General features: G+C 42.3%; 24 protein-coding genes. 16 read left to right on the top strand and 8 right to left on the bottom strand.

Annotation, left to right across the window (positions count from 1 at the left end; all coding sequences use genetic code 11):
- Nucleotide 1 precedes the first annotated feature (1 nt).
- From FK004_RS13815 to FK004_RS13805, 3 genes are read right to left on the bottom strand one after another with little or no spacing between them, the layout of a single operon-like run.
- The gene (locus FK004_RS13815; RefSeq protein WP_108737790.1) at nucleotides 2-3553 is read right to left on the bottom strand and encodes a DUF6443 domain-containing protein; all 3552 of its coding nucleotides are present in this window, start codon (nucleotides 3551-3553) and stop codon (nucleotides 2-4) included.
- Between the two features lie 6 nt (nucleotides 3554-3559).
- Nucleotides 3560-6445, bottom strand: coding sequence for a hypothetical protein (locus FK004_RS13810; RefSeq protein WP_108737789.1), 2886 nt, complete (start codon nucleotides 6443-6445; stop codon nucleotides 3560-3562).
- An 18-nt stretch (nucleotides 6446-6463) separates the two neighbouring features.
- Nucleotides 6464-8110: a T9SS type A sorting domain-containing protein gene (locus FK004_RS13805; RefSeq protein ID WP_108737788.1), complete on the bottom strand. Its 1647-nt coding sequence runs from the start codon at nucleotides 8108-8110 to the stop codon at nucleotides 6464-6466.
- Between the two features lie 457 nt (nucleotides 8111-8567).
- Here FK004_RS13805 and FK004_RS13800 point away from each other — a divergent pair, with 457 nt between their 5' ends.
- Nucleotides 8568-9779, top strand: coding sequence for an IS256 family transposase (locus tag FK004_RS13800; RefSeq protein WP_108735429.1), 1212 nt, complete (start codon nucleotides 8568-8570; stop codon nucleotides 9777-9779).
- A 7-nt stretch (nucleotides 9780-9786) separates the two neighbouring features.
- Here FK004_RS13800 and FK004_RS13795 read toward each other — a convergent pair whose 3' ends face one another.
- Entirely contained in the window at nucleotides 9787-10065 is a 279-nt protein-coding gene (locus tag FK004_RS13795) for a hypothetical protein (RefSeq protein WP_157956111.1), read from the bottom strand.
- Nucleotides 10066-10230: 165 nt separating this feature from the next.
- Here FK004_RS13795 and FK004_RS13790 point away from each other — a divergent pair, with 165 nt between their 5' ends.
- From FK004_RS13790 to FK004_RS13760, 7 genes are all read left to right on the top strand, one after another.
- Nucleotides 10231-10599, top strand: coding sequence for a hypothetical protein (locus FK004_RS13790; RefSeq protein WP_108737786.1), 369 nt, complete (start codon nucleotides 10231-10233; stop codon nucleotides 10597-10599).
- Between the two features lie 15 nt (nucleotides 10600-10614).
- Nucleotides 10615-11145: a YfiT family bacillithiol transferase gene (locus FK004_RS13785; RefSeq protein WP_108737785.1), complete on the top strand. Its 531-nt coding sequence runs from the start codon at nucleotides 10615-10617 to the stop codon at nucleotides 11143-11145.
- Nucleotides 11146-11211: 66 nt separating this feature from the next.
- Nucleotides 11212-11685: a DUF1648 domain-containing protein gene (locus FK004_RS13780; RefSeq protein ID WP_108737784.1), complete on the top strand. Its 474-nt coding sequence runs from the start codon at nucleotides 11212-11214 to the stop codon at nucleotides 11683-11685.
- Between the two features lie 105 nt (nucleotides 11686-11790).
- Nucleotides 11791-12267, top strand: coding sequence for a hypothetical protein (locus FK004_RS13775; RefSeq protein WP_108737783.1), 477 nt, complete (start codon nucleotides 11791-11793; stop codon nucleotides 12265-12267).
- A 94-nt stretch (nucleotides 12268-12361) separates the two neighbouring features.
- The gene (locus FK004_RS13770) at nucleotides 12362-12649 is read left to right on the top strand and encodes a hypothetical protein (RefSeq protein WP_108737782.1); all 288 of its coding nucleotides are present in this window, start codon (nucleotides 12362-12364) and stop codon (nucleotides 12647-12649) included.
- Entirely contained in the window at nucleotides 12646-13311 is a 666-nt protein-coding gene (locus tag FK004_RS13765) for an ATP-binding cassette domain-containing protein (RefSeq protein WP_108737781.1), read from the top strand. The genes FK004_RS13770 and FK004_RS13765 overlap by 4 nt, the downstream gene beginning before the upstream one ends.
- 19 nt (nucleotides 13312-13330) lie before the next feature.
- Entirely contained in the window at nucleotides 13331-14368 is a 1038-nt protein-coding gene (locus tag FK004_RS13760) for a S41 family peptidase (RefSeq protein ID WP_157956110.1), read from the top strand.
- Between the two features lie 122 nt (nucleotides 14369-14490).
- On the opposite strand, the gene FK004_RS13755 is transcribed toward FK004_RS13760, so the two are convergent.
- Nucleotides 14491-14997: a DUF2480 family protein gene (locus FK004_RS13755; RefSeq protein WP_108737779.1), complete on the bottom strand. Its 507-nt coding sequence runs from the start codon at nucleotides 14995-14997 to the stop codon at nucleotides 14491-14493.
- 85 nt (nucleotides 14998-15082) lie between these two features.
- Here FK004_RS13755 and FK004_RS13750 point away from each other — a divergent pair, with 85 nt between their 5' ends.
- Together FK004_RS13750 and FK004_RS13745 are read left to right on the top strand one after the other, a co-directional pair.
- The gene (locus FK004_RS13750) at nucleotides 15083-15739 is read left to right on the top strand and encodes a helix-turn-helix transcriptional regulator (RefSeq protein ID WP_227871605.1); all 657 of its coding nucleotides are present in this window, start codon (nucleotides 15083-15085) and stop codon (nucleotides 15737-15739) included.
- 49 nt (nucleotides 15740-15788) lie between these two features.
- Nucleotides 15789-16340 (top strand): cysteine hydrolase family protein, encoded by a 552-nt coding sequence (locus FK004_RS13745; protein ID WP_108737778.1) that lies wholly within the window; start codon nucleotides 15789-15791, stop codon nucleotides 16338-16340.
- A 12-nt stretch (nucleotides 16341-16352) separates the two neighbouring features.
- Here the strand turns inward: FK004_RS13745 and FK004_RS13740 are convergent, their stop codons facing one another.
- A complete protein-coding gene (locus FK004_RS13740; protein WP_108737777.1) occupies nucleotides 16353-16712 on the bottom strand; it encodes a winged helix-turn-helix transcriptional regulator in 360 nt (119 codons plus the stop codon).
- 118 nt (nucleotides 16713-16830) lie between these two features.
- Between FK004_RS13740 and FK004_RS13735 the strand changes: the two genes are divergently transcribed.
- The gene (locus FK004_RS13735) at nucleotides 16831-17832 is read left to right on the top strand and encodes a zinc-dependent alcohol dehydrogenase family protein (RefSeq protein ID WP_108737776.1); all 1002 of its coding nucleotides are present in this window, start codon (nucleotides 16831-16833) and stop codon (nucleotides 17830-17832) included.
- A gap of 447 nt (nucleotides 17833-18279) precedes the next feature.
- On the opposite strand, the gene FK004_RS13730 is transcribed toward FK004_RS13735, so the two are convergent.
- Nucleotides 18280-18729 carry a VOC family protein gene (locus FK004_RS13730; protein WP_108737775.1) on the bottom strand — a complete coding sequence of 150 codons (450 nt, stop codon included), beginning with the start codon at nucleotides 18727-18729 and terminating at the stop codon, nucleotides 18280-18282.
- 69 nt (nucleotides 18730-18798) lie between these two features.
- Between FK004_RS13730 and FK004_RS13725 the strand changes: the two genes are divergently transcribed.
- The 4 genes from FK004_RS13725 to FK004_RS13710 all read left to right on the top strand — a co-directional run bounded on the left by FK004_RS13725 (nucleotide 18799) and on the right by FK004_RS13710 (nucleotide 22005).
- Nucleotides 18799-19134, top strand: coding sequence for a winged helix-turn-helix transcriptional regulator (locus FK004_RS13725; RefSeq protein ID WP_108738848.1), 336 nt, complete (start codon nucleotides 18799-18801; stop codon nucleotides 19132-19134).
- Nucleotides 19131-20093, top strand: coding sequence for a D-2-hydroxyacid dehydrogenase family protein (locus FK004_RS13720; protein ID WP_108737774.1), 963 nt, complete (start codon nucleotides 19131-19133; stop codon nucleotides 20091-20093). Before FK004_RS13725 ends, FK004_RS13720 begins: the two co-directional genes overlap by 4 nt.
- Before the next feature lie 74 nt (nucleotides 20094-20167).
- The gene (locus tag FK004_RS13715) at nucleotides 20168-21169 is read left to right on the top strand and encodes a S41 family peptidase (protein WP_108737773.1); all 1002 of its coding nucleotides are present in this window, start codon (nucleotides 20168-20170) and stop codon (nucleotides 21167-21169) included.
- 35 nt (nucleotides 21170-21204) lie between these two features.
- A complete protein-coding gene (locus FK004_RS13710) occupies nucleotides 21205-22005 on the top strand; it encodes a class I SAM-dependent methyltransferase (RefSeq protein WP_108737772.1) in 801 nt (266 codons plus the stop codon).
- Nucleotides 22006-22008: 3 nt separating this feature from the next.
- Here FK004_RS13710 and FK004_RS13705 read toward each other — a convergent pair whose 3' ends face one another.
- A complete protein-coding gene (locus FK004_RS13705; RefSeq protein WP_108737771.1) occupies nucleotides 22009-22677 on the bottom strand; it encodes a CatA-like O-acetyltransferase in 669 nt (222 codons plus the stop codon).
- Nucleotides 22678-22998: 321 nt separating this feature from the next.
- Here FK004_RS13705 and FK004_RS13700 point away from each other — a divergent pair, with 321 nt between their 5' ends.
- Nucleotides 22999-24204, top strand: coding sequence for an NAD(P)/FAD-dependent oxidoreductase (locus FK004_RS13700; RefSeq protein WP_108737770.1), 1206 nt, complete (start codon nucleotides 22999-23001; stop codon nucleotides 24202-24204).
- Nucleotides 24205-24207: the final 3 nt, after the last annotated feature.

Here is a 24207-nt window from a genome sequence, read left to right as displayed (position 1 = left end):
GTTATTTGACGAAATTAAAATGATAAATGACACTTGTTTTAGGATTAATCCCTAATTCCCAAATTCCTTGAGACCCTCTAAACGTACCCGGCACCTTCCAATTCATACCGCCTTTAAAAGTAGCATCAATACTTCCTTTGCCAGTTGACATAATCTCTTGAATAGTTAACGATGAATTCATATAAGGCCTTGATAATTGCCCTTTATTTGCTCCTTTGGTAACAACCTCTGTTAGATGCTTTCCAGCTGATTTCGTAAAAGTATATTCAGCAGCCTGCACTCCCCCCTTAACCGCATATTTAGTACTCACTGCAGCCCAACCTAAAAGAGGTACCATCGAAGCTGCACTAATAGCAGCATTCACTTTATCGCCTCTGGCAGTATAAATAGCAACATTAAGTCCATCAGCAAATTCACCAATACCTGGAATGAGACCAAAGGCATCCAACATTGTATTAAAACTATCCAATTGCCTTTGCCTGCCCTGTTCCCAAATATAATTATAAAAAGGGCTATTCCTATAAACATGTTGGCGTAGCATTGTAGCATTATCTCCAAAATTCCCATAATTCAGGTATACCGGTGGTAAGGTGGTATATGCCGTATAGTCATAAATGGGGCCTAATGGCGTAAACGACGCAATACCATTATTCTGTGCCCCGAGTATCGCATTATAAAATGCACCTGCATCTTCCCCATCTGCTGTGACTCCATTGTTGTAAAAAGTTACAGAAGCCCCACTTGGATCCGACCAAAACACTGGATTATTGTCGAAGCCATTATAAGGAGAGCGCTCAAAATCTACTACGGGATCCATAGAACTCCATCTCCCAATGACAGGGTCATAATCGCGTAAAGGCATATCATACAAATTTAGCCCCAGCTCGGTCTGCAACTCCTGACCATTATATTTGTACTGATACCCCTTATTGGCTATTCCCGGCGCAGGAGGAGCATAGTCATTGTAATTGGCATGTTTCATCCCAAAAGGATAGTAATTGCTTTCCTCTACAATTTTGGTCAGTCCACTTACCGGGTCTTTTGCATACGATACCCTAACATTCCCCAAGTGATCCGTATGGTTATACACATAGTTATAATTCCCCACGGAATGGCTGATATACCCCTGGGCAGTAGGAAAAAATTGCAATACCCCGTTGGTATACTGGTAACCATCCAAATAATCTGTACTGGTCACTGTTGCCCCATCGGTCACCTGTTTTAGTATTTTACTACCATCAGCATTGTAAAAATATTCAATTTTTCGGGATTCCGAACCAAAAAGTATTTTTGTAGGCAGATTCAGGTGATTATAATAGATTTTGCTAATGCCTTTATTTCGGTCTATCGTCAAGTTCCCTTTTAGATCGTACTCGTAATCATTGCCTGCGGTATTCCCATCATAAAAGCCGCCCGCGTTTTGGCTATTATCCGTTACCTTTTCCAGTTGGTTGCTGTTTGGGGAGTAGCCATATACCAATTCATCCATCGCGATACCTACCTGGAGATCATGGCCTCCATTGCGCAGCAGTGATTGGATGTTGCCATTTTTATCATAAGTCAACTGCTCATCATAAGCCGAAGTAGCATCATAATTCTTCTGGTAATTCGCACTCAATAGGCGGTTCAGGTTGTCATACCTGTAATGGTACTTCCGCCATTGCCCGTCAGAAGCTGTCTTCCAGCTTACCTGTGCAATATTTCCGTTATACTGTTGTACTGCCGGAGCCGGATCGCCTTCTGCCGTACTGTAATTCAGGCGAAGGTAAAACAAATCATTTGGCGGTGGCGGTGGCCCGGAAGTATCCGGATTGATGGCTTTGAGCCAGCCCCGTACTGTATAGCCGTAATCAACTACCTGTAACGGATTATCCACCACACCCCCTACTTTTTTTATCCAGAGCTGTCCCAGCTCGTTATACCGGTTTTCCGAAAGCACCTCTTCCGGAAGGTTATTCACCTGGTGGCGGTGGCGTAGCAAACGGTCTTGTGGCGTATATTCAAAGGTTTGGGTGGTTTTAACCTCTGCCATAGCCGTACTGCGCCGGTGCAGGGTAATGGCTTTCAGGGGTTTGCCCGAAAAATCATATTGGGTATCCACCTGGGTGTATTTCCCGAAATTATTACTGCTGTAATTGCATACTGCCCTGGATTTTACGTCATACAACACATAGGCCGTTTCCCCATCATACTGGCTGATCCCCGTCAGGGTCCTGGTCCAGCTGCCCGTAGGCATTCCTTTAGGTTTTTGGGTGCTATTGTTATAATAGATATCCGCTGTTGCTGTTGCTGCAAAACTGGAAGGCGCACCTGCAAAAGCATAATCATCATAATAGTTGACACTCAGCACATGGCACCCTGAAGTCGGGAAAGCCACATTCGTATAGTTAAACCCAACACCATTCACTGTACTAACCGCGGTACTTTTGGTTTCATTCAGGTTGGTAACCGTAGCGTTTAAGCTAAACTGTAAATTTTTACGGGTTAAGGTTTCAAAAGCAACAGGCATCCAACCCGTCAGCACTACCCGGTCAAACGCATCGTATTTGGTAACCAGCCAGCCTTTGCTTTCGTCCCCAAAAGGGGAAAGTGCCGGGCCTGTAGCCACTACCCGGCCTAAATTATCATACACAATAAACTCCCATTCTTTACCGGGTAGCTTTTTTTCAACCAATCGGTTGTTTTCATCATAGCCGTATTGGTAGCACAGATTATTTAATATCTCAGGAGTTACAATTCCTCCGGCTAAAGGTGGAAGCACATACGTCAGGTTGCCATACTGGTCATACACATAATAAGTATCATGGGCGACCTGTGATTCGTAAGCTCTTTTGAGCACTACCTGCCCTTTTGGATTTTTAAACTCTTCGGTAGTATTGTCTTTACCAGAGGTCCAGTTTTCGTTTTTTAATACCGTTTTGACCAATTGCCCGGTACCATAACTACTCAGCTCAGTCATTGAGATAGTAAAAATCCCATACGAAGCCACCCATTGGGCATTTGCCTTAAATTGTTTGACACCGTCAGCCGCGGTATTGGCCTGATACTCCATTTTAATTTCATGACCACTGCCCATATACCAATCATCACCCGGAGCTGATTGTTTAACCACACGGTTCAAAGGTGAATTGTCATATTGAGTTTCGCTATACGGATAGGCCGTACCTTCAAAATTGGTAAAACTCACCCCCGAAGGCGTATAATAATCCTTTACCGCTGTAGCCGCATTTGGATCATAGTTTAGGGAAGGTGTACTATTATTAGGATAAGAAAGGTAATTTTTAGACTGGCGCCCCAGCCCATCATATTCGATGTGGGTCACCATGTCTTTCCCTGTATGGGTTTCCCGATAAGCCCTTTGCTGGATCGGGCGACCCAGCCCATCCATATAGGTGATCTGGATATCTGCCGTTTCTACCGGCGGAACAGTTCCGGGAATTGTGGCCAGAACTGCTTTTTTATAGATCATCGTCTTGATATAATTCTGGTCCGCACTCTGCCCTAAAACCAGCAGTGGGAATAATAATACGATAAGGTAGTATAGTTTTTTCATCCGGGCTTAGTTTTGGGTTTTAGAATGGTATTCCTGCTCTGATACAATCTGGTTGTTTTTATTTTTTACCATGAGCAATCGCCCCTGGACATCATAAAAATAATTCAACCGGTCGTTTTTGACATCTGTAACGGTACTGATACCAATGAGTGGTTTATAGGTATACGTCGTTACCATAGCACCAGCAGGCAGGTTCAGCCGCAGATTCGCAAGTGCGGTTAGTAATGCCGCTTCATTATTGGCGGTATTGGAGGCCGTGACCGCCAAAGAAACCTGCCTGTTGATAATCGTTGTAAGCGAAGCATAAGCCATATTCTCAATTTTGGCTATCAGCAGCGTCTTATTATACCCCCAGATATATAGTGTTGGTATACCGTTTTCGGCACGGGCTTCCAATACATTACTATGGTCATCGTATAAGGTATACCGGGTAAGGGGTTTTAAAACACCCTGTGGGCCTTTGCTGGAGGCTATAAAAGAAGGCAGGTAGGACACATTTAAGGGCCAGGCATTGCTATAATTGATTGTAGTAGCCGATAATAATTCCCCATTTTCATAAGTCTTAACCGTTTCGGGCATTGAGATCCGGTTTTGCGATAAGGTCGAGTTCCCGTTATGGTAGGTATATTCCGTTTTTTGGGTATCGCCATTACCAAAGGCGATGGTCTGGCTCAATGGCTTTCGGTTCAGGTTGCTATAGGTAAAATTTTCGGTCACGGTAACCGGCGTAGCGCTGTTACTGTAATAGTTCTTACTGGTTTTACCCACCAGTTTTGCCCAGCCCAGCTTTTCGTTCAGCGCCGGATGGTTGTATAAAACATTAAAATCAGGGCTTTCTACATACTCATACGTAAAATCGGTAGAAGCCTGCAGTTCGTTGGCACTGTTATAGACCTTTTGGTTGGTCACCAGTCCCCGTTTGTAATCGTAATAGGTTTGTACCAGTTCATTGCCCACATTATTGACCCGGGGTACCGTATAAGTATATTCCGTTCTTCCATTGGCTACCCCAACTCCGGTATCATATACCGTGACGTTTTGGTACCCAATCTGTTCTTTACGCGCCCGCGCATTGGTAGGCAGGTAAAATCCATCGTAAGCAACATAACCGCTACTGCTGTTAGGCTCTCCAAAAAAGTGGTACGCATATCGTTTTTCCCGCACCGGGAAATACCCCATACTATTGGCATGTGCCTTGTTCCGGTAGTAGTTGTAAGGGGCATCTGCATCAAAATACCCTATTTCCCTAATCCGGATCCCTCCGCCATAAAACCATTTCTTGACATTCGGGTTGCGCTTTCGGGTTCGTATAGTCACCTGTCCATCCCCATGGGCATTAGCAACGGTAAGGATACTAATGGTATAAAATCCAGGGCTTAAGGTAAATTTATTCCCCATACAGCTCGATTCATAATTGCTTCCCTGCTCTAAGGTGGTCTCAGCAAGCCCGGGGCCGCTTATTGTAAATCGAGGGTATAAGTTGTTATTCCCATTCCCATTTTCAATCCCGCCGATCGTATAGGGAAATCCCTCTGCCTGGATATAAATCGTAGGATTGGCTGCCGTTACCCGGAAAAGGGTGATATTAGTGCCTCCCGGGGTAAAAGCCGCGTTGCCAATGGTTTCCACAATATGGTTCTCCGGCAGGTAGTTGTAATAGTCTTCCTTATAATACGATTCCACATCAAACGGGCCTTCTTCCATTTGCTGCGTATCGGGATTGAACTTCCGGGAATTTCCAAATGTATTGGATTCATACCCATAGATAATACAGCCGCCCGTAGGCAGGGTCATTTTTTCCAATACCCCACCAGTAACCAGGGAGGGTTCGGTTTTATCCAGGTCATACCACAATCCAAGACAGGAAGGGGTATAATTGCGGTAACCCCATTTATCCGCACCAAACCTACCGGAGCCAGGTTCCTCCACGCTACCATAGGTAAGTTTATAGGATTCCTTAAGGGTTTCCGCGGGATCGGAAAGCACCACTTCTTTTAAGGCACCAATTAGTTTGGCTTTTCGTACCGGCGTCCCAAATTGGTCACTTAATAATAATTCCGTAAGTTTCGATGTATTTCCAGCAAGGGTACTATAGGTAAAGCCTACTTTTCCATAACCCGGGACAGTAATTTCTTTTGTCTTTTTATAAATCCTGGGCAGGATCAATTGGCCGCTTCCGTCACCGGGCACCTGGACCACATTGTCCTGATAGGTAAAACCCATCAGTTCAATCCCGTTATTATCATATACTTTACTCAGGTGGTAGGATCCGTTAAATGTCCGGAAGGTAGTATAGATGTACTGTACTTCCCGGTCCCTCTCTTCAAATACAAACTTGTTCCCTTTATCATCATAAATGGTAAAGGATGTGATGGTATAATTAGTAGGATGCTGTACAAAAGTCAGTGCCAGTTTGGCGCCTTTGTTTTCCAAAACCCTGATATTTAAAGCCCCGGAGGCATCCTTTTTCATATAAAAACGCCCCATATGCCCCATAAAGTTAAACTGGTACACATCATCGGTCTGGTTCATCCCCTGTTGCAGGATCACTTCATCCACATCACCAATAACAGTACGGGAAATAACACCGCCTGCAAAAAGGCTCCAGCCCCGGCCACATTCCCCAATGCCTTCATATACCGAAACTGAAGAAGGATGGTATCCCAATGCCATTTGCAGGCTCACATCCTTGCTCTTGGTGGGCAGGCTAAATAAAGGGATGGATACATCCGGAACACCCGTATAGTTGCTCACTGCAAATTCTTCAAAGCGCATCAGCGAAGCGATCGAAGCTTCCGGTGCCACCACCGAAGGATAGGTAGCAGTCTGTCCATAGCCCCAACTGCAGGCCATTAGGCTATATAATTGTAATACTTGTAATAATCGTTTCATTTAAAATATTTTGTAGTATTAATGTTTTTCAATTCCTTTCACCACCTTCACCGAATCTTCCTGTACATCGGTTTTGATTTGTACGATATAGATGCCTTCAGGATACGTGCTTAAGTCTACCGGAACCGTACGGTTTTCAATGGCAAAACTTTGCAGTAAACGGCCACCTAAATCGTAGACAAAAGCATTTCCGGTGTTATATTCATAGCCTACAATCACGTTGGTAAACTGCTGCGCAGGATTCGGTACGGCCTGTATGTTGAGGCGGTTGTCTTTGGGTTTGTCTTTGTCTAAAAGTTTTACCACCCAGAAGTCATTTTTCCCAATAGCCGTATTCCGGTCCCGGGAGTTGCCTTTGTTGTAGGCGGTTACTGAGGCTGGATTGGGTGTGGAAGTACCCGCTAGGATATAACCGCCATCACGGGTTTCGACCAATTTCTTTAACAGGTCTTCGCCATTACTGCCTACCGTTTTACTCCACAATTCGTCTCCGGTAGCGGAGAGTTTCAGTGCGATATAATCGTTAATGCCTTCTTTGTCTTTCTTTTTACTGCCCGGTACATTGCTGCTTTTGGAATAGCCACCCACCATCAGCGTTCGATCTTTATTTTCAGTCAAGGAAGTCAGGATATCCGTTTTGCCAAAGTCGTAGGCACGGCTCCACAGCGGTTGGCCGGTTGCATCGAGTTTAATGAGCCAGAAATCGGTGTCGCGGGTACTGCCGCCTTTGGGTAAGCGGTTGCTGTTGGAATTGCCCGCAGCGATATAATTGCCATCCTGGGTTTGGATGATGCTGTACAAATGATCGTCCCCTTCACCCCCTAAAGTCTGTTGCCATTCTTCTTCACCTTTGGCATCTAATTTTACGATCCAGAAATCACCATAACCCAACACATCTTCCGATTTATCACTACGACGGCCATCTTCCAAAACGCCCGATGGACTGTTGGAATACCCGCCTAAGATATACCCACCGTCGGTGGTTTGTTGTAAGCTTTCTAAGATATCAGCATATTGGCCGCCCATTGTTTTCTGCCATTCCATTTTGCCTTTGCTATCGAGCTTGATCACCCAATAGTCCAAATTCCCACGGCTCGCTTCCGATTTCCCGGTAGGGTCCTGCAGGTTCTTTTTGTCCAGGCTACTACTACTGGAGCCACCGATAAAATAACCGCCATCACGGGTTTGGATCACTGCCGTCACCCGGTCCTGTCCACTGCCGCCAAAGGTTTGTTGCCACTGCTCATCGCCTTTGGCATTGAGTTTTATGATCCAGTAATCTTCCTTGCCTTTTCCGTCATGGAGTTTTGCAAATCCCTTATTCGATTCGGAGGTGCCGGCCAGGATAAAACCACCATCATGCGTGGTGCGAATACTTTGCAATAAGTCGGCTCCCGAACCGCCAATGTTTTTCTGCCATTCATCCTGCCCTTTTTCATCCATCTTCCAAAGCCAGAAGTCCAAATCGCCATTATTGTCTTCGGTTTTCTTGCCTGTCTTTTTAGATAAGTAGCTGCCTGCCAGTATAAAACCATAGTCGGCAGTAGGCTGGGCATCAAACAAGTATTCGGCGTGCTGGCCGCCATAGGATTTCTCCCAAAGGATGTCCTGGGAATAGCCATAGAGGCCCAATCCCAATAGGAATAAGGTGGTAATTTTTTGCATACGATAAGATGGTGTATTAATTTTTACAGTAGGAAGGGGAGCACAAATTTAACTTTGTATTGGCAAAAGTATAAAAAATATTAGAATACCGCTGCTTTTACTTTAAAATATTTCATTCTGCGAATAGTGCAATTTAAATTTTAGATTTTTTTTATGGTTTTACGTAAACTATAGACCCCACCACACCGCTTGATTTCTAGCTTGATCAAAAAAAATACTACTATCAAATCTCAATTCTTACTGTATACAATCGCACGGTTACCCCTTATACGTTTTACAGCCTGCCTTTTTATTGCCACACCTTCTACGCTTTGGTCAGGGAGTAGTCGTTAGATTGTGTAAACGTAGAAATTGATTTTAATTTGATTTGAGATTTTAAGGCTTAGCCAAAAAACAACAGATCATTAAGTATAGAATTTAAAAGAACTACATTTAAATAATTTAAAAAGAGCGGATTATGATCGAAGATGGTAAATTACCCAAAGATTTTGCAAAGCAATTTAAAAACAAAGAAGACTTCCATACTTTTTTTCAAGACCTGTATAAACAAGGCATTGAACAACTACTCCAGGGAGAATTGGATGCTCATCTGGGATATGAGAAGCATAATATTGACGGATACAATACAGGCAATAGCCGTAATGGTTCTTTCTCAAAGAATATAAAATCAGAGACTTTGGGCAATATGGTCCTGGCTATTCCCCGGGATAGAAATGGTGAATTCGAGCCTCAGGTCATCGGAAAAGGCCAATCGATGAGTGAAAAGATTGAAGATGCTATTTTAGGAATGTACAGTCGTGGAATGACCCGTAGTGATATTGTAGAACAAGTTAAAGAAGTTTATGGGATATCAGTAAGTGAGTCCACGATTTCGACCATCTCTGATAGAATACTGGCTGATGTTGATTTATGGACTAAAAGGGCTTTAGAACCACAGTATCTGATTGTTTGGATGGATGCTGTGCATATGAAAGTAAGAACAGATGGGAAATATGAAAACCATGCAATTTACATTGTAATCGGACTAAAAACAGATGGTAAGAAAGAAGTATTAGGAATGTGGCTAAATAAAGAAGAGTCGGCTTCATTTTGGATGACTGTACTCTCTGACATAAAATCTCGTGGAGTAAAGGATATTCTCATTGCCTGTACAGATAACCTTACCGGATTTACAAAAGCTATCAGAGGTGTTTTTCCAAATACAGAATCCCAGCTTTGCATTGTTCATCAAATAAGGAATAGCCTTAAGTTTGTAGTAGTTAAGGATAGAAAAGCATTTTGCAGTGCAATGAAAGAAGTATATACTGCAATAAATCAGGAAGAAGCCGTTTTAGCTCTGGCTGAATTTAAAAAAAACTGGGAAGCAAAATATAAATATGCCGTTTGCTCCTGGGAAAAGAATTGGGAAAATCTCATGCCTTTTTTGGCCTATCCTGCTGAAATCAGGAAAATAATGTACACCACAAATACAATAGAAAACTTAAACAGGGGAATTAGAAAATATACCAAAACAAAAGTGCAGTTCCCAGATGAAAAAAGCGTCAAGAAATCAGTCTATTTAGCAATACAAAATTGTGAAAAAAGCTGGATAAATGCAATACCAAGCTGGGGATTAATCATGAATCAGTTCTTGGTCATATTTGGAGAAAGGTGTAATATTAAACACTAAGAACTGTTTACACAAAATTTCGACCAGTCTCTCTTGCCACGCCTTCTTTACCTCTTGTCACGCCCTCTTTGCTTCTTGTCACGCCTTCTTTACCTCTTGTCACGCCTTCTTTGCTTCTGGTCACGCCTTCTTTGCCTCTTGTCACGCCTTCTTTGCTTCTGGTCACGCCTTCTTTACCTCTTGTCACGCCTTCTTTGCCTCTTGTCACGCCCTCTTTGCTTTTTGTCACACCTTCTTTGCTTTTTGTCACGCCCTCTTTGCTTCTGGTCAATAAAGTAAAAACCATTTTGTCGATGTAGGTTACGGAGATTTGACCCCATTGGCCGCATTGCCTAAGCTTCTTGCCGCGTTGCCTAAGCTTCTGGTCACGTTGCCTAAGCCTTAAAAAAGACCTCATGCAGTAGTATTAAATGTAGAAATAAATACAGATCTTTAGCACAAAATAAAGGTGATGAAAAAATACTTCCTACTACTGCTCATTTTCATAACAGTAAGTTGCGGCCGTTTTCCGATGACTTCCTTTTATGTCAAAAATAATTCTGACCAACCGGTACACTTCAATGCAACCGTCATAAAATATAGTGGAACACTGGGATCCTATCCTTACAATCAATCCTTTGATGTACCACCACGCGACAGCATACTGGCCCGAAGGATCGGATTTAAGAAAAACGGGGGGAGTCCCCAAAGTTGGTTTACCGCTTTTGAAATTGCTCCCGTAGCCGATACCGAATTCAACGACCCCACAGCCTCTGGCAACTGGAAACGGTATAGCGATGCCAAAGGCAAACCTTTTTATACGTTCCAATTGGTCAAATAAAAACAATTTAGCGCTATGGATCTTACAGCCTTACAATACCCGATCGGGCATTTTCAGAAACCTACGATTTTTACAGCAGCCTTATTAGAGGAGTATCGGTATGCTATTGCAGCTTTTCCGGAACGCCTGCGCACAGCCGTAGCTTCCCTCTCCGAGACACAACTTGATACGCCCTATCGTCCCGGCGGCTGGTCTGTTCGCCAGGTAATACACCACTGTTCTGACAGCCACATGAACAGCCTGATCCGATTTAAACTTGCCCTGACGGAGGAAAATCCAGTCATCCAGCCGTATTTTGAAGACCGATGGGCGGAATTGCCCGACAGCCATATGGCTATTGAACCGGCATTGCTGCTTTTAGAAGGATTGCACCAGCGTTGGAACGTTTTATTACAATCCCTCGATACCACAACCCTGCAACGCACTTTTATACATCCCGAACAGGGAAAAGAAATTACCCTTGCAGAAAATATGGGTATTTATGCCTGGCATTGCAATCACCACTTAGCCCATATCACAAGCCTCATAGCACGCGAAAAGTGGTAGTAAACAATAGAAAAAATTACCAGAAGAAAAAAACTTTTACACTAATTTTATAAAATGTAGCATACAATGCTTCCCAAAAAGATTACCCTACTTTATTCCTGCAGTGTCCTGATCCTGGTGGCCTATACACTATTACTTATTTTCAATTATGCCATACTTCCCGAAACTATAGCCATACACCGTGATATTTCCGGGACAATTGATGGATATGGGAATAAGACATACGTTTGGCTTACGGTCGTACTCAACCTGGCCCTGCTGCTTTTTATCTATTATATAATCCGCAATCCAAAATATACAAATTTCCCTATGGCACTAACCCCGGAAAACAAAGCAATAGCCTTTTACAAAATGCAATTGTTCCTGGTCTTAATTAGTATCCTATTTTCTATAATTATAGGCCTGGAAGTTTTGGATGTTTTAGGCTATAGCATCCCCAAAGAAGTATATGCCACGGCCTGTGTCCTGGTTCCGGTATGTTTTCTAATGATCTTCAGCTATGCGTCAAAAAGTAAATCCAAATCTTCAGTAGAACAATAAGTGGCACTATTTCAATAGACAATCAAATATTATGTAAATTTGGAGTATTATTCCCGCTTCTCTATGAACTATAGCGTGCTTCTAATTTTTAAATTACCTGCATCCATGAAAAAAACACTATACTCCCTATTACTTTTAGTGTTCCTTATTTCCTGTAAAAAGGAGCCTGCGGAACCACAGAAAGTCCCACAACCCGGTACATTGCACCAAACGGAAATACTACAGGATTCGCTAACAGCGGAACAATTACAGAAAGTAACCAAAATACAAGCTGTTTTTGCCAATGTATATCCGGTAAGCCTGGAAGAATCCATTACCAATTTTGAACGGGACCTGAATCCGGATAACGAAATCAGGATCTGGCTTGCTATGGCTGATGCCTATGAAAAGTATCTTTCCGGCAGAACCCCCAAACCGGAACTGAAAGAAGAAAAAGAAATTTTTAAATTATTGTTATCACGATCCATGATGCCAGAAGAAGAAGCTTTGGAAAATACCGAGCTGAAAATAGTGACTCCTGCCGAAGCCCGGAAAGTGCTGAGCTACTATAATGACAAAGCCAGCCCGATACTGGTGAAATAAAAGAATCATAATGAAAAGCCTGCTTTTTATACTCAACATAGGATAAAAAGCACTGTAAATAATACCATAACAGCATGAATCAGCCTAACCGATAATGAATAATCCAAGAGCTTTCTGGCACTATTATCAGGATGTAAACCTGTATAATCTTTTATTTTCTATGATTTTTGGTGTCTTTTATGGACTACAATGGGGACTGATTATTTTTGGTACAGTAGGAACCCTGATTGGCCTTTTGGGCTTTCAGCAATTTAAAAAAAAGGAATACTTCCTCTATAGCAATTTAGGATACAGCAAAAGAAACCTTATGCTGCGGGCAGGGATCCTTAATCTGGCAATAACGCTTTTAATGCTCTTCATTATATTCCTCTGTACCGTATGAATCTACTTGAAATTGAAAATGTACACCTTTCCTATGGTTCTAAAATGGTATTGCAAAATATCAGTTTGGACTGTAAAACGGGAGAAATCATCGGCATTTTCGGCAGGAATGGAAGTGGAAAATCGTCACTGCTCAAAACCATTTACGGTGTTCAGAAGGCGCAATCGATCACATTGCGCTACAATTCCGAAATACTGCTGCCTCAATCTGTAATTCCACAGCAAAAAATAGCCTATTTGCCCCAGCACAGTTTTCTGCCAAAAAGAAAGAAAGTACGCGATATGATTCCGTTGGTATATCCCGATGGAAAAGACCAGGACCTGATTTTTTATGCTCCCGGCGTGCATGGGTTTGAAAACCGCCGTATTGGGGAACTATCCTTAGGACAACTTCGCTACTTCGAATTGCTGCTGATCGGTCACCTCAATCACGACTTCTTACTCCTCGACGAACCTTTTTCGATGGTAGAACCGCTGTATAAAGAAGCCATCAAAAATACCCTGCTCCATTTAAAAGAATCTAAAGGCATCGTTTTAACCGACCATTATTATGAAGACGTATTAGCCGTAAGCGATCGGAACTTCCTGATCAAAGATCATAATAAGATTGTAATTACGGACAAAAATGATCTCATACGGCATGCCTATCTCAATGCACCATAAAACTCATCCTATACACCCAATGACAATTAAAATCATTACAAATTACGCGCTGCCCTTCCTACTTTGCTGTGTATTATGCAACACCCTGACCGCACAAAATAATGCCGACAGTGTTCGGGTGTACTTAGATAAAAGCCTTGACATTATCGCTAAAAATGCTTTAAACCGCGATAAAATCAACTGGGTGGATTTCCGGAAGGAACTGCACGATAAAAGCGCACAGTCAAAAAATTATGAAGATATACTACCACTCTATCCGTATATTTTTGAAGCCATTGATGACCATCATGGTGCCTTGCTCTACAACAATAAAACCTATAAATGGGACGGTACAGAATCAATAATCCCCAATAAGGCGGTGGAAAAAGCAGTGGCCCGGTACACTAATGTCACATCGGTGCTCATTTCCAAGAACATCGCTTACATCCGTGTTCCGGGGAATAATGATTTTAATACGAGTAAGATGGACAGCATTACCCGGGACATCAAAAAAGCCATTAGCCAGGTAAGCAGCAAATCGGTAAAAGGATGGATCATTGATTTAAGAAACAATACAGGAGGCAATATGTATCCTATGATTGCGGGCCTGAGCGATCTTATTGGACAGGACGAAAAAGTAGGCGGTTTTATCACGTCTGATGGTAAACCGGACGGGGTATGGAGTATTAAAAACGGAACTTTTTTTGTGGACAGCACTAAAGTCGCCATCGCAGATTATGATGGTTTTCCGATTCCCAAAAACATCCCTTTGGTGGTATTGGTAAGCAGTTATACTGCAAGCTCAGGGGAGATGACTGCAATCGCAACTAAAGGACGGAAGAACAGTATTCTTTTGGGTGAAAATACAGCCGGGTATACGACGGCCAATCAGGGTTTCGAATTAAATTCCAATTCCGGGCTCAATCTTGCAATAGCTTATCCAATAGACCGCAATGGGGTGCGTTACAGCTACAAACTCGTACCTGATACCCTAATCGTGGGCGGAGATAACTTTGAAGATCTTAAAAAAGACAGCAAAATAAAGGCGGCTGTACACTGGTTGAAAAATAATTTTTAATCGAAAGAAAAATACCGGGACTGCTTTAAATTGAAACTAAAGCTAAATATGTCAAACGGTAAGCCCCGGTACTATGTCATTGAAATCCGGATTCAAAAAAAATTTTAGATCCGGATGTTCTATTATTTTGCTTTCTTATAAATCACTTTTGGCAATCCTGGTTCCCCATACATCAAAGAAGCCACACTACCGGTAAGCAGATTGGTCGCCAATACATATAAAGCAACCGGGACATCGGGATTGGCAATAAGGGTCACTTTCTGTCCTGTAAAAATTCCGAAATCCTGCTCCATCAGTTTTTCAGCCCAAAGCTGTTCCTTATGTAAATCTGGCGTTCCTTCTATTACAGCAAACGCATAGGGATAGAGTTTGCTGGCAATATCCATAAAAACCCATTGTGGCAAAATGGCCTCTACAGCACAGCCGATTGAAACGGCTTTGTTTTCATAGGATGCCCAATCGATGGTTTCCATGGCCTTACGGAATTCTTTTTCCTTTATGATAAGTCCCATATAGAGATAGGGCGCTATATCAAAATGAACAAATTCAACCGTAGGGGAATACGCCATCAAATCAAGGCTTTGTATACCCGAAGCGGTTACTTTATTGACTATTGTTTCCTCTTTCATCCTATTGGTTTCTTGCTTTTATGATAATTATAGCGCTAACACTACAGCAAAGTTATTATATTTGCATTATAAAACAAGTAAAGACTTGGAAAATAAAACTGACAAACTTACGAAACGGGTAGACACTACCCAGGAACGCATACTGATGCACCTTAAGATGAAGGGCAAACAGCCAGCCTCCCTATTGGCAAAATCGTTGGGTATTACCAATGAAGGTACACGCCTGCACCTCTTAAAGCTTACCGAAGACGGATGGATCAGCCCGGAATCGATTTCCAAAGGTGTAGGACGGCCGACCGTTGTTTTTTCGCTGACTGATAAAGCCCAAAAGCGGTTTCCGGATACCCATGCCGAATTGACCGTACAGTTACTGAATTCGGTTAAAAAAATGTTGGGACAGGAGGCACTTGACCGTTTGATTGAAGAACGGGAGCGCCTGTCATTAGAGCATTACCGCCGTGAACTGGAATCTTTATCACTACTCGAGGACAAGTTGCAACGCCTGGTTGAAATACGCAGCCAGGAAGGTTATATGGCCGAATGGGAGAAAGTAGATTCCGATTATTTTTTTATAGAGAACCACTGCCCTATCTGTGCAGCGGCATCAGAATGCCAGGGTTTCTGCCGTGCAGAGCTGCAAAGCTTTCGGCAGGCACTGGGTAGTACAGTCACAATAGAACGTACCGAACATATCCTGCATAACGGAAGGCGTTGTGCCTACAAAATCAATTTAATTGATTAAATTTATCTTCCTTAAGTACAGTCATAGGAAATAATTAAAAAGCAAACCCATGAAAAAAGCACTGCTCCTGATCGATATCCAGAATGATTATTTTGAAAACGGTACCATGCGCCTTGTGGGTTCTGAAGAAGCCGCCCAAAAGACAAAAGGAATATTACAAACCTTTCGGGAACAACAACTTCCCATCATCCATATCCAACATATTGCCCTAAGTCCGGAAGCTACCTTTTTCAAAACCAATACACCCGGAGCGGAAATCTACAAGGAAGTAACACCGTTAGCTACTGAAACGGTAATTACCAAACATTACCCCAACAGTTTCAGGGAAACAACACTATTGGAATACCTTCAGGAAAATAACATTTCTGAACTGGTCATCTGTGGGATGATGACACACATGTGTGTGGATGCCACAGTGCGCGCTGCTAAAGATTTTGGATTCCATTGTGAGGTGCTAAGCGACTGCTGTGCGACTAAAGATCTTGAACTTAATGGTGAAACGATAAACGCCACTGCAGTACACCATTCTTTTTTAGCCGCACTGAGCTTTTTCTATGCTAAAGTTACCACTGCAGCGGATTACCTTAAAACACTACAATAAAATCGTTTACGATTAGCATTTAATCGCCAGCCTTTCGTCCTTCTCCATTTGTTTATCGCCCCATTCCCGTAGGTGATTGATGAACGGGATCAATTCCTGGCCATCATCTGTTAATGAATATTCCACTTTGGGCGGTACTTCGTGGTATACTTTCCGGGTAACCAACCGATCCTCTTCAAGTTCCCGTAAAGTCTGTGTGAGCATTTTCGGGGTGATATCCGTAATGATTTTACGAAGTTCTCCATACCGCAGGACATTTTTGTTGTGACTCAGATACCAGATAATTCGTCCTTTGTACTTTCCACCAATCCGCCGAAAGGCATAATCTACTGAACAAATAGGGATATCATTATATTTTTTGTCTTTTTTCATTTTTTTAAAGTAGTGTAAATCAATAATAGTATCTTTTTAGTTCGTAGGGTACTAAAAAGTACATACTTGTTTCAAAGATATCGAATAAATAGCTTTGCTCAAATTAAATGATACTATTATGAAAGCAATCGTTATAAAAGGGCAGTATGGCCTGGAGCATATCGCTCTGGAAGAAAAATCCATCCCGGAAATCGGGCCGAAAGAAGTATTGGTAAAAGCAACCGCAATGGCACTCAACCAGTTGGACCTGATGATTACAAAAGGTGATTTTGGTACGGCATTACCGCATGTTTTAGGTTCGGATGCCGTAGGCGTGGTCGAAAAAATCGGAGCCGCGGTTTCTTTATTCAATGTAGGTGATGTGGTCATCCCTCAATTTATACAGTCCTGGCAATCCGGTAAGCTGACCAAAGAGCAACAGACCACCCGATTGGGAACAGACCGTCCCGGGGTTTTCTCAGAATACTGGGCATTACCCGAAGAAGGATTGGTAAAAATCCCGAAAAACCTGACCCCGGCAGAAGCTGCTACCCTTCCCATTGCCGGCCTGAGTGCCTGGGAAGCCTTATATACTAAAGGAAATATACAAGCGGGGCAAACTATTTTATTACAAGGTACGGGCGGCGTATCCATTTTTGCCCTGCAATTTGCAAAATTGGCTGGTGCCCGGGTAATTATCACTTCAGGGTCCGACGAGAAACTGTCGAAAGCAAAACTGCTGGGCGCAGATGCAACCATAAATTCCACTACCCATCCCAACTGGCAGCAACAGGTATTAGAGCTTACCGGAGGGAAAGGGGTTGATCTTGCCGTAGAACTCAGTTGGACCGGTATCGACAAAACAATTACTGCTATGGCAATGGGCGGTAAAATCATCGTAGTTGGCCTGTTGGGCGGTGCCGATACTTCGGTCAATGTTTATGGGATAATGCTGAAATGCCTTTCTATCATTGGGCTGCAGGTAGGTTCCAAAGCAAGTTTTGAAGCCATGAACCGCGCCATCGAAAACAATAACCTAAAACCTGTAATCGATCGTGCCTTTCCTTTCTCGGCATTTAAGGAGGCTTTTCAGTACGTCGCAAGTGGGCAGCATTTTGGAAAAGTCGTCATCCAATTGTGATCGCCTCTCCTATTCAATAAAAAAAGCGGATTACTTTTGGAAAGTAATCCGCTTTTTCATTTTATACAACCATGCTAAGTTAAGCAGCTTATCAATTCAATACTTATTCGCTAATAGCTAAAAAAAGCGTAAAGCATAAGGCGCCAATAAAAACCAGGATTCCAGTAACCATCCCAATTAATTCCATTTTATTCTTTCTTTTGTTAGTCTTGTAGTATTCCATTCTTATATTTATGTTATTATTGCTCTTCTTCCATGGCATTAAAAGATATAATCTCTTTATGCGAGCGCAAATCTAAGGTGGAATTCACAAAAAAAGAGCCCTAAAAAGACATAAAAATAACAGATTAAGACATCATTTGCTTGGCAGCCCTAAAATAGGCTAAAGGTCAGTGCATTGCGTCATATTAAATATTCTGTAGGAAAAAGATTGCTATCCCGTAAGTCTCAAAAAGTCACTTGTTCTAAAAATTCAATCACTTCCCCATTGGGGCTATACACCAATGCATTGGTTACTGTAGTACTTTTATCAGTGTTTGGCAAGTTCAGAGTTGTTACTTCTGACAAGGCAGTAGCACCATTTTGGATGGCAGTATGGTAAGCCAGCCGGGCATCTTTAACCGTAAAGCAGAGGTGCATGATTGCATTCTCTACATAATCTTCATTAGGGAGCTTTTTACGTCCCTGCGTGGGAAAATTAGCCTTGCTGTCACAAATTTCAATATGACTCCCGAAATGGCGGTGTCGCATCATACAGCATCGCTCCAGCTGAAAATCGGGTAATGCCCAATGGTGTACGGTTTCAAACCCTAATGTGGTATAAAATTGTACTGTTGCATCAAAATCCTGTGCTTTAATAGCGAAATGATGAAAGCCAATAATGTTATCCTGATTCATTTTTTAATTATTTTTGAACAAAATTACGGCAACCCAATCCAAAAGATACAACTTACAAAATTGTTAGTGATGCGAAAAGTAACCTCTGTTAACTTCGAAAATGAAATGCTGTTGCATGACTTCTGCAATGCTTCAAAGACCTTAGCCCTGATTAGTGGCCGTTGGAAATTGTCCCTATTGTTTGCATTACAGGAAAATGCACTTACCTATTCGGAGTTTAAAAAAATATTACCCACTGTAAGCGATCGGGTCCTTTCCCTACAGCTGAAACAATTACAGGACGACCTTTTACTTATTAAAGAAAAAAGGGCAGATAACACTTTTTATACGTTGACAAACAAGGGAAAAGGATTGCACAAAATCGTAACGCTGCTTTCTAACTATGACCTAAATACAGCACCATGAATATCATCATTCCCGAAGATTACCAGAATGCTGTTTCCAAATTACAATGCTTCCGTTTGCTACAAGAGCATAATGTTACGGTTTTCAATGATGCTGTTTCCGATGAGGCAGCATTGGCAAAACGTTTTAAGGATGCCGATGTGCTCGTAATGATACGGGAGCGCACTCCAATTACAGCAGGATTATTAGACCGTTTGCCCCGGCTTAAACTAATTAGCCAAACGGGGAAGATAGCGTCTCATATTGATCTTGCCGCCTGTTCCCAACACAAAGTTGCCGTGGCAGAAGGTAGCGGCTCCCCTACTGCTCCGGCTGAATTGGCCTGGAGCCTGATCCTTAATGCCAGAAGGCAGCTGCCACAGGCTATCGCTGCAATGAAAGAAGGGCGTTGGCAAACCAATATCGGGCAGGTATTGGAAGGACAGCTACTGGGAATATGGGGCTATGGGAAAATTGGTAAAAAAGTAGCTCATTATGCTAAGGCGTTTGGCATGCGGGTTATCGTCTGGGGAAGCCTTACGTCAAGGACTGCTGCAATAACGGACGGTTTTGAAAGTGCCGAGAATAAAATGGATTTTTTCCGTTTGGCGGATGTCATCTCTTTACACCTGAGACTGGTTCCTGAAACAACAGGCAGTGTAACGGCACTGGATCTTGCTACCATGAAATCCACTGCGATTATAGTCAATATCAGCCGGGCGGAACTGATTCAGGAAGGAGCATTGGAAAATGCACTCGGAATGGGAAATCCCGGATTTGCAGCGGTAGATGTCTATGAAAATGAACCTGTTTACGACGTTAACTACCCTTTATTGCAACTGCCAAATGTAATCTGCACCCCGCACCTGGGTTATGTGGAGCAACAGAGTTATGAATTGTATTTCGGTAAAGCTTTTGAAAATATACTGGCCTATGCCAATGGCACTCCTACTGCAATTGTAAATCCTGAAATCCTGTAATATAAATCCTTATTCAGGGAAAAATACTATATTTAAAGCCTGAAACACCATCAAACTGATACCCCCATACTACTATGAAAAAGCTATTTCCTTTGCTCTTACTATTACTGCTGTGCTGCAGTTCAAAACTACAGGCACAACAGGACAGTATTAAAAAATATGTGATCAGTGCCTTAGACGTGATGAAGAGCAATGCGCTCCACCGTTCCGAGATCAACTGGCCGGAAGTTTACACTAAAACACTGGAGGCTGCAAAGGATGCCAAGACGCTACGAATGACGTATCCTGCTATCCAATATGCCTTAGACCAGATGAAGGATGCCCATTCCCATTTTGCCCCTCCGGAAATGGTAAGCTCTTTTTATAAACGCTACAGGGACCAGGGGTTCGAATTCCCAAACATCAATTTTCGAATGATCGACCAGCAGTATGCCTATCTATCCATACCCGCTATCGGCAATCTGAATGATGACGACTGGAACGAATATGTTGGTAATTTCTATGCCGCTTTGGAGGAATTGAGCAGCCAGAATCCCAAAGGATGGATTATTGATGTACGCGGAAACGAAGGGGGAATGTTTACGCCTATGTATGCTGCAATCCAGCCTTTATTAGATCATCCACAGGTTGTGGGATCTGTGAATATAACTAATGTTAGTACCTTCTATACTTATAAAAAAGGAAAAGTATATTTTGGCAAAAGGCTGTTGTACACTTTTGAAGCAGCTCCCAAAATTAAATACACTACCAGACCTATTATCATCTTAACAGATAACAAAACGGCCAGTTCGGGTGAATTTATAGTAGCCGCTTTTAAAGGACAAAAAAATGTAACCCAAATTGGAAGGCCTACCAACGGACTGACCTCCGATAATCAGGAGTATAAACTTTCTGACGGTGCTTTCCTGATCCTGACCAATGGCACACTGATCGATCGTTCGAAAAAAGCATATAGCACCATTGGTGAAGGCATACTGCCTGATGACCTGCTCGATCCCAAAACGGATGTTGCCTCAGAAATTGAAACCTATTACCTGCAGGTTGCCATCGATACCATCAACCAAAAGACAAAGTAAGCCCTACCCCGGATCATCTCCGAAAAATAGAACTCATGACAAACGAAGAAGATTATATTACTATCAACCGGGAATCCTGGAACAAGCGTACGCCCTTGCACCTGACCTCTGATTTTTATAATGTCCAGGGATTTCTTCAGGGAAATTCCTCCCTTAATAGCATTGAACTGGAATTGCTGGGGGATGTTAGGGACAAGAAAATATTACACCTGCAATGCCACTTTGGGCAGGACAGCCTCTCTTTAGCCCGAATGGGTGCCCTGGTTACAGGAGTTGACTTATCGGATGTTGCTATTGAGAGTGCCAAAAGGCTTTCCAAAGAATCGGGAATCCATGCAGAATTTATCTGTTGTGACCTTTATGACCTTCCAAAGTATCTCGATGCGCAATTTGACCTGGTATTTACCAGTTATGGAACTATTGGATGGCTTCCTGACCTGCAAAAATGGGCACAGGTAATTTCAAAATTCTTAAAACCGGGTGGAAACTTTGTTTTTGCAGAATTCCACCCTGTAGTATGGATGTTTGATGATGCTTTTGAAAATGTAGCCTATCAATACTTTAAGTCATCGGCTATAATAGAAACTACTACTGGAACTTATGCCGAGAAAGAGGCTGCTGTTACATTGGAATCCGTGAATTGGAATCATGCCCTTAGTGAAGTTTTTGACAACCTGGTCAAGGAAGGTATCAGCATCGACACTTTCCGGGAATATGATTATTCTCCGTATAATTGTTTCCAAAATACAATAGAATCTGAACCCGGAAAATACAGAATTGAACACTTAGGAAATAAAATACCAATGGTATATGCGCTGCGGGGTATAAAAAAATAATCGCTACAGTTTCAGCCAGTCTCCTGCCGTAGTGGCGTATTTCTCCATATCATTTATTAATTTACAGGTATGGTAGCCATCGGCTACGGCATGGTTGACAAATACTGCCACAGGCAATAATATTTTATCACCCTCCTGAAAGAATTTCCCAAAACGGATTAAGGGGAATAACATCGTAGATTCTGAATAAGTGTCCTGGTTAAAGCCTGTAAAACTCAACCACGGCAATGCCGATACCGGGCAATAATTCGCAGGACGATCCAGGCGGGCTTTGATCGCTTTTACGTTGGCATAGGTTTCCATATCGTTACAAACAGTGGTATAAAAAGTACTAAAATCTTCATGGTAGTCACTCCAGATATCGGAAAAGGTTTTGTCTTCCTCATGAAAAATAGTATACGAAGGCAGTACATAATTCCAATAGCCTAACTTGCCATCGGGATCAAAACTCATCCGGAATTCTTTATTCTGATTCACAGATCGCATGATTATATAGAGGAAAACAGGAAAAAATTTCAATTCCTTCTCTTTTACCTGCTGCACTAATTGGCTAATATCAACATTCGCATTGATGTTGTATTTGCATTTTATGGTGTCATAAAAATAATCAAAGTAAGGCTTACGCTCCCAGGTGGCGGAATCTATCGGTTGAAAATCGGGTAACAATGGCATTGCTAATTCTTTAATAGTTTATTAAAAATAGCGTGTTCGAAATATTCGAAGCCGCTCTGAAACAAATATACCCATCACCCTTTTGAAAAACAACTTCAACAACTGTATTTCAGCTTAAAGTTTAGTTTGTCGCAATCCCTATAAATGTCATGCGGATTGCTTTTGCATCCCCAAAAAAAAGCAAAAAGATCTGAAATGGATTCAAAATGCTATTATTCATTTGTTAAACAGCCTGAGAATGTCCCTTTATTTTCGTTATTTTATAAATACCAAAATAAAAGATTTTCAATCCACCACTGAAAAGACTAATGCAACCTGCTTATGAACCTTAAATCAGGATTACCCTTCTGGCTGATTAAAAACGGCCTTTCCAAAGACTACCATACTCTCGATTCCGATCTTGAAACAGAAGTACTGATCATCGGTTCCGGCATCACCGGTGCATTAACGGCTCATTTTTTATGTGAAGCCGGTGTAAAATGTGCCATCGTTGACCGCCGTATGGTCTCTACCGGAAGTACGACGGCCAGTACTGCACAACTTCAATATGAAATCGATGTCTTCCTGTTCGAGCTCATTGACCTTGTTGGCGAAGAAGCTGCCGTCAGGGCTTATAAATTGTGTTTGGAATCCATAACCACATTAGAAGGAATTATAAAAAAGTTAGGGATTTCTTGTGACTTTAGCCGAAAATCCAGCCTGTATCTTGCTTCAGACAGGCATGGTGCCAAGGATTTGGAAAAAGAATATGCCATTCGAAAAAAACATCAGTTGCCGGTAACCCTGCTGGATAGGGCAACCCTGAAGGAAAAATTTAATATTGACCGCAGGAATGCCTTGTACAATGACTGCTCTGCACAAGTGGATACTTATTTGCTTTGCCAGAAAATCCTGGAGCATTACAAAAAGACATGCGGATTGATCGTCTATAGCCATACGGACATTATCAAAATTGAAAATACAGGTGATGGGATTGTTGCACATACCGAAAAAAAGCAGCGCATCAAAGCAAAAAAGATCGTTGCGGCACCGGGTTTCGAATCAGAAAGCCTGTTGAATGAAAAAGTAATGAAGCTCAACTCGACCTATGTATTAGTAAGTAAGCCTTTAAAAGATACTGATTTCTGGAACGAACGCTGCCTGATCTGGGAAACGGCACGCCCCTACATTTACATTCGTACCACTTCCGATAACCGGATTATGTTGGGTGGCTTCGATGAACCCTTCCAGGATCCCAAAAGGCGCGATAAGCTGATGGAAAAGAAAAATGATGCCATCCTGAAACGCTTTAAAAAACTATTCCCGGAAAGTAAAATAGAACTTGATTTCTACTGGTGCGGAACTTTTGGTGAAACCAAGGATGGCCTCCCCTTCATCGGGGAACACCCTGAACATAAAGACATGTATTTTGCCTTAGGCTATGGTGGCAACGGCATTACCTTTAGTGTCATCGCTGCCGAAATGATTCGTGATCTGTATACGGGCAAAGCCAATCCGGATACCCAAATTTTTAAATTCAACCGATAACGC

Source organism: Flavobacterium kingsejongi (assembly GCF_003076475.1).
Lineage (GTDB): Bacteria > Bacteroidota > Bacteroidia > Flavobacteriales > Flavobacteriaceae > Flavobacterium > Flavobacterium kingsejongi.
The sequence above is the reverse complement of the archived record's forward strand: the minus strand, read 5'-3'. Positions and strand labels throughout refer to the sequence as shown.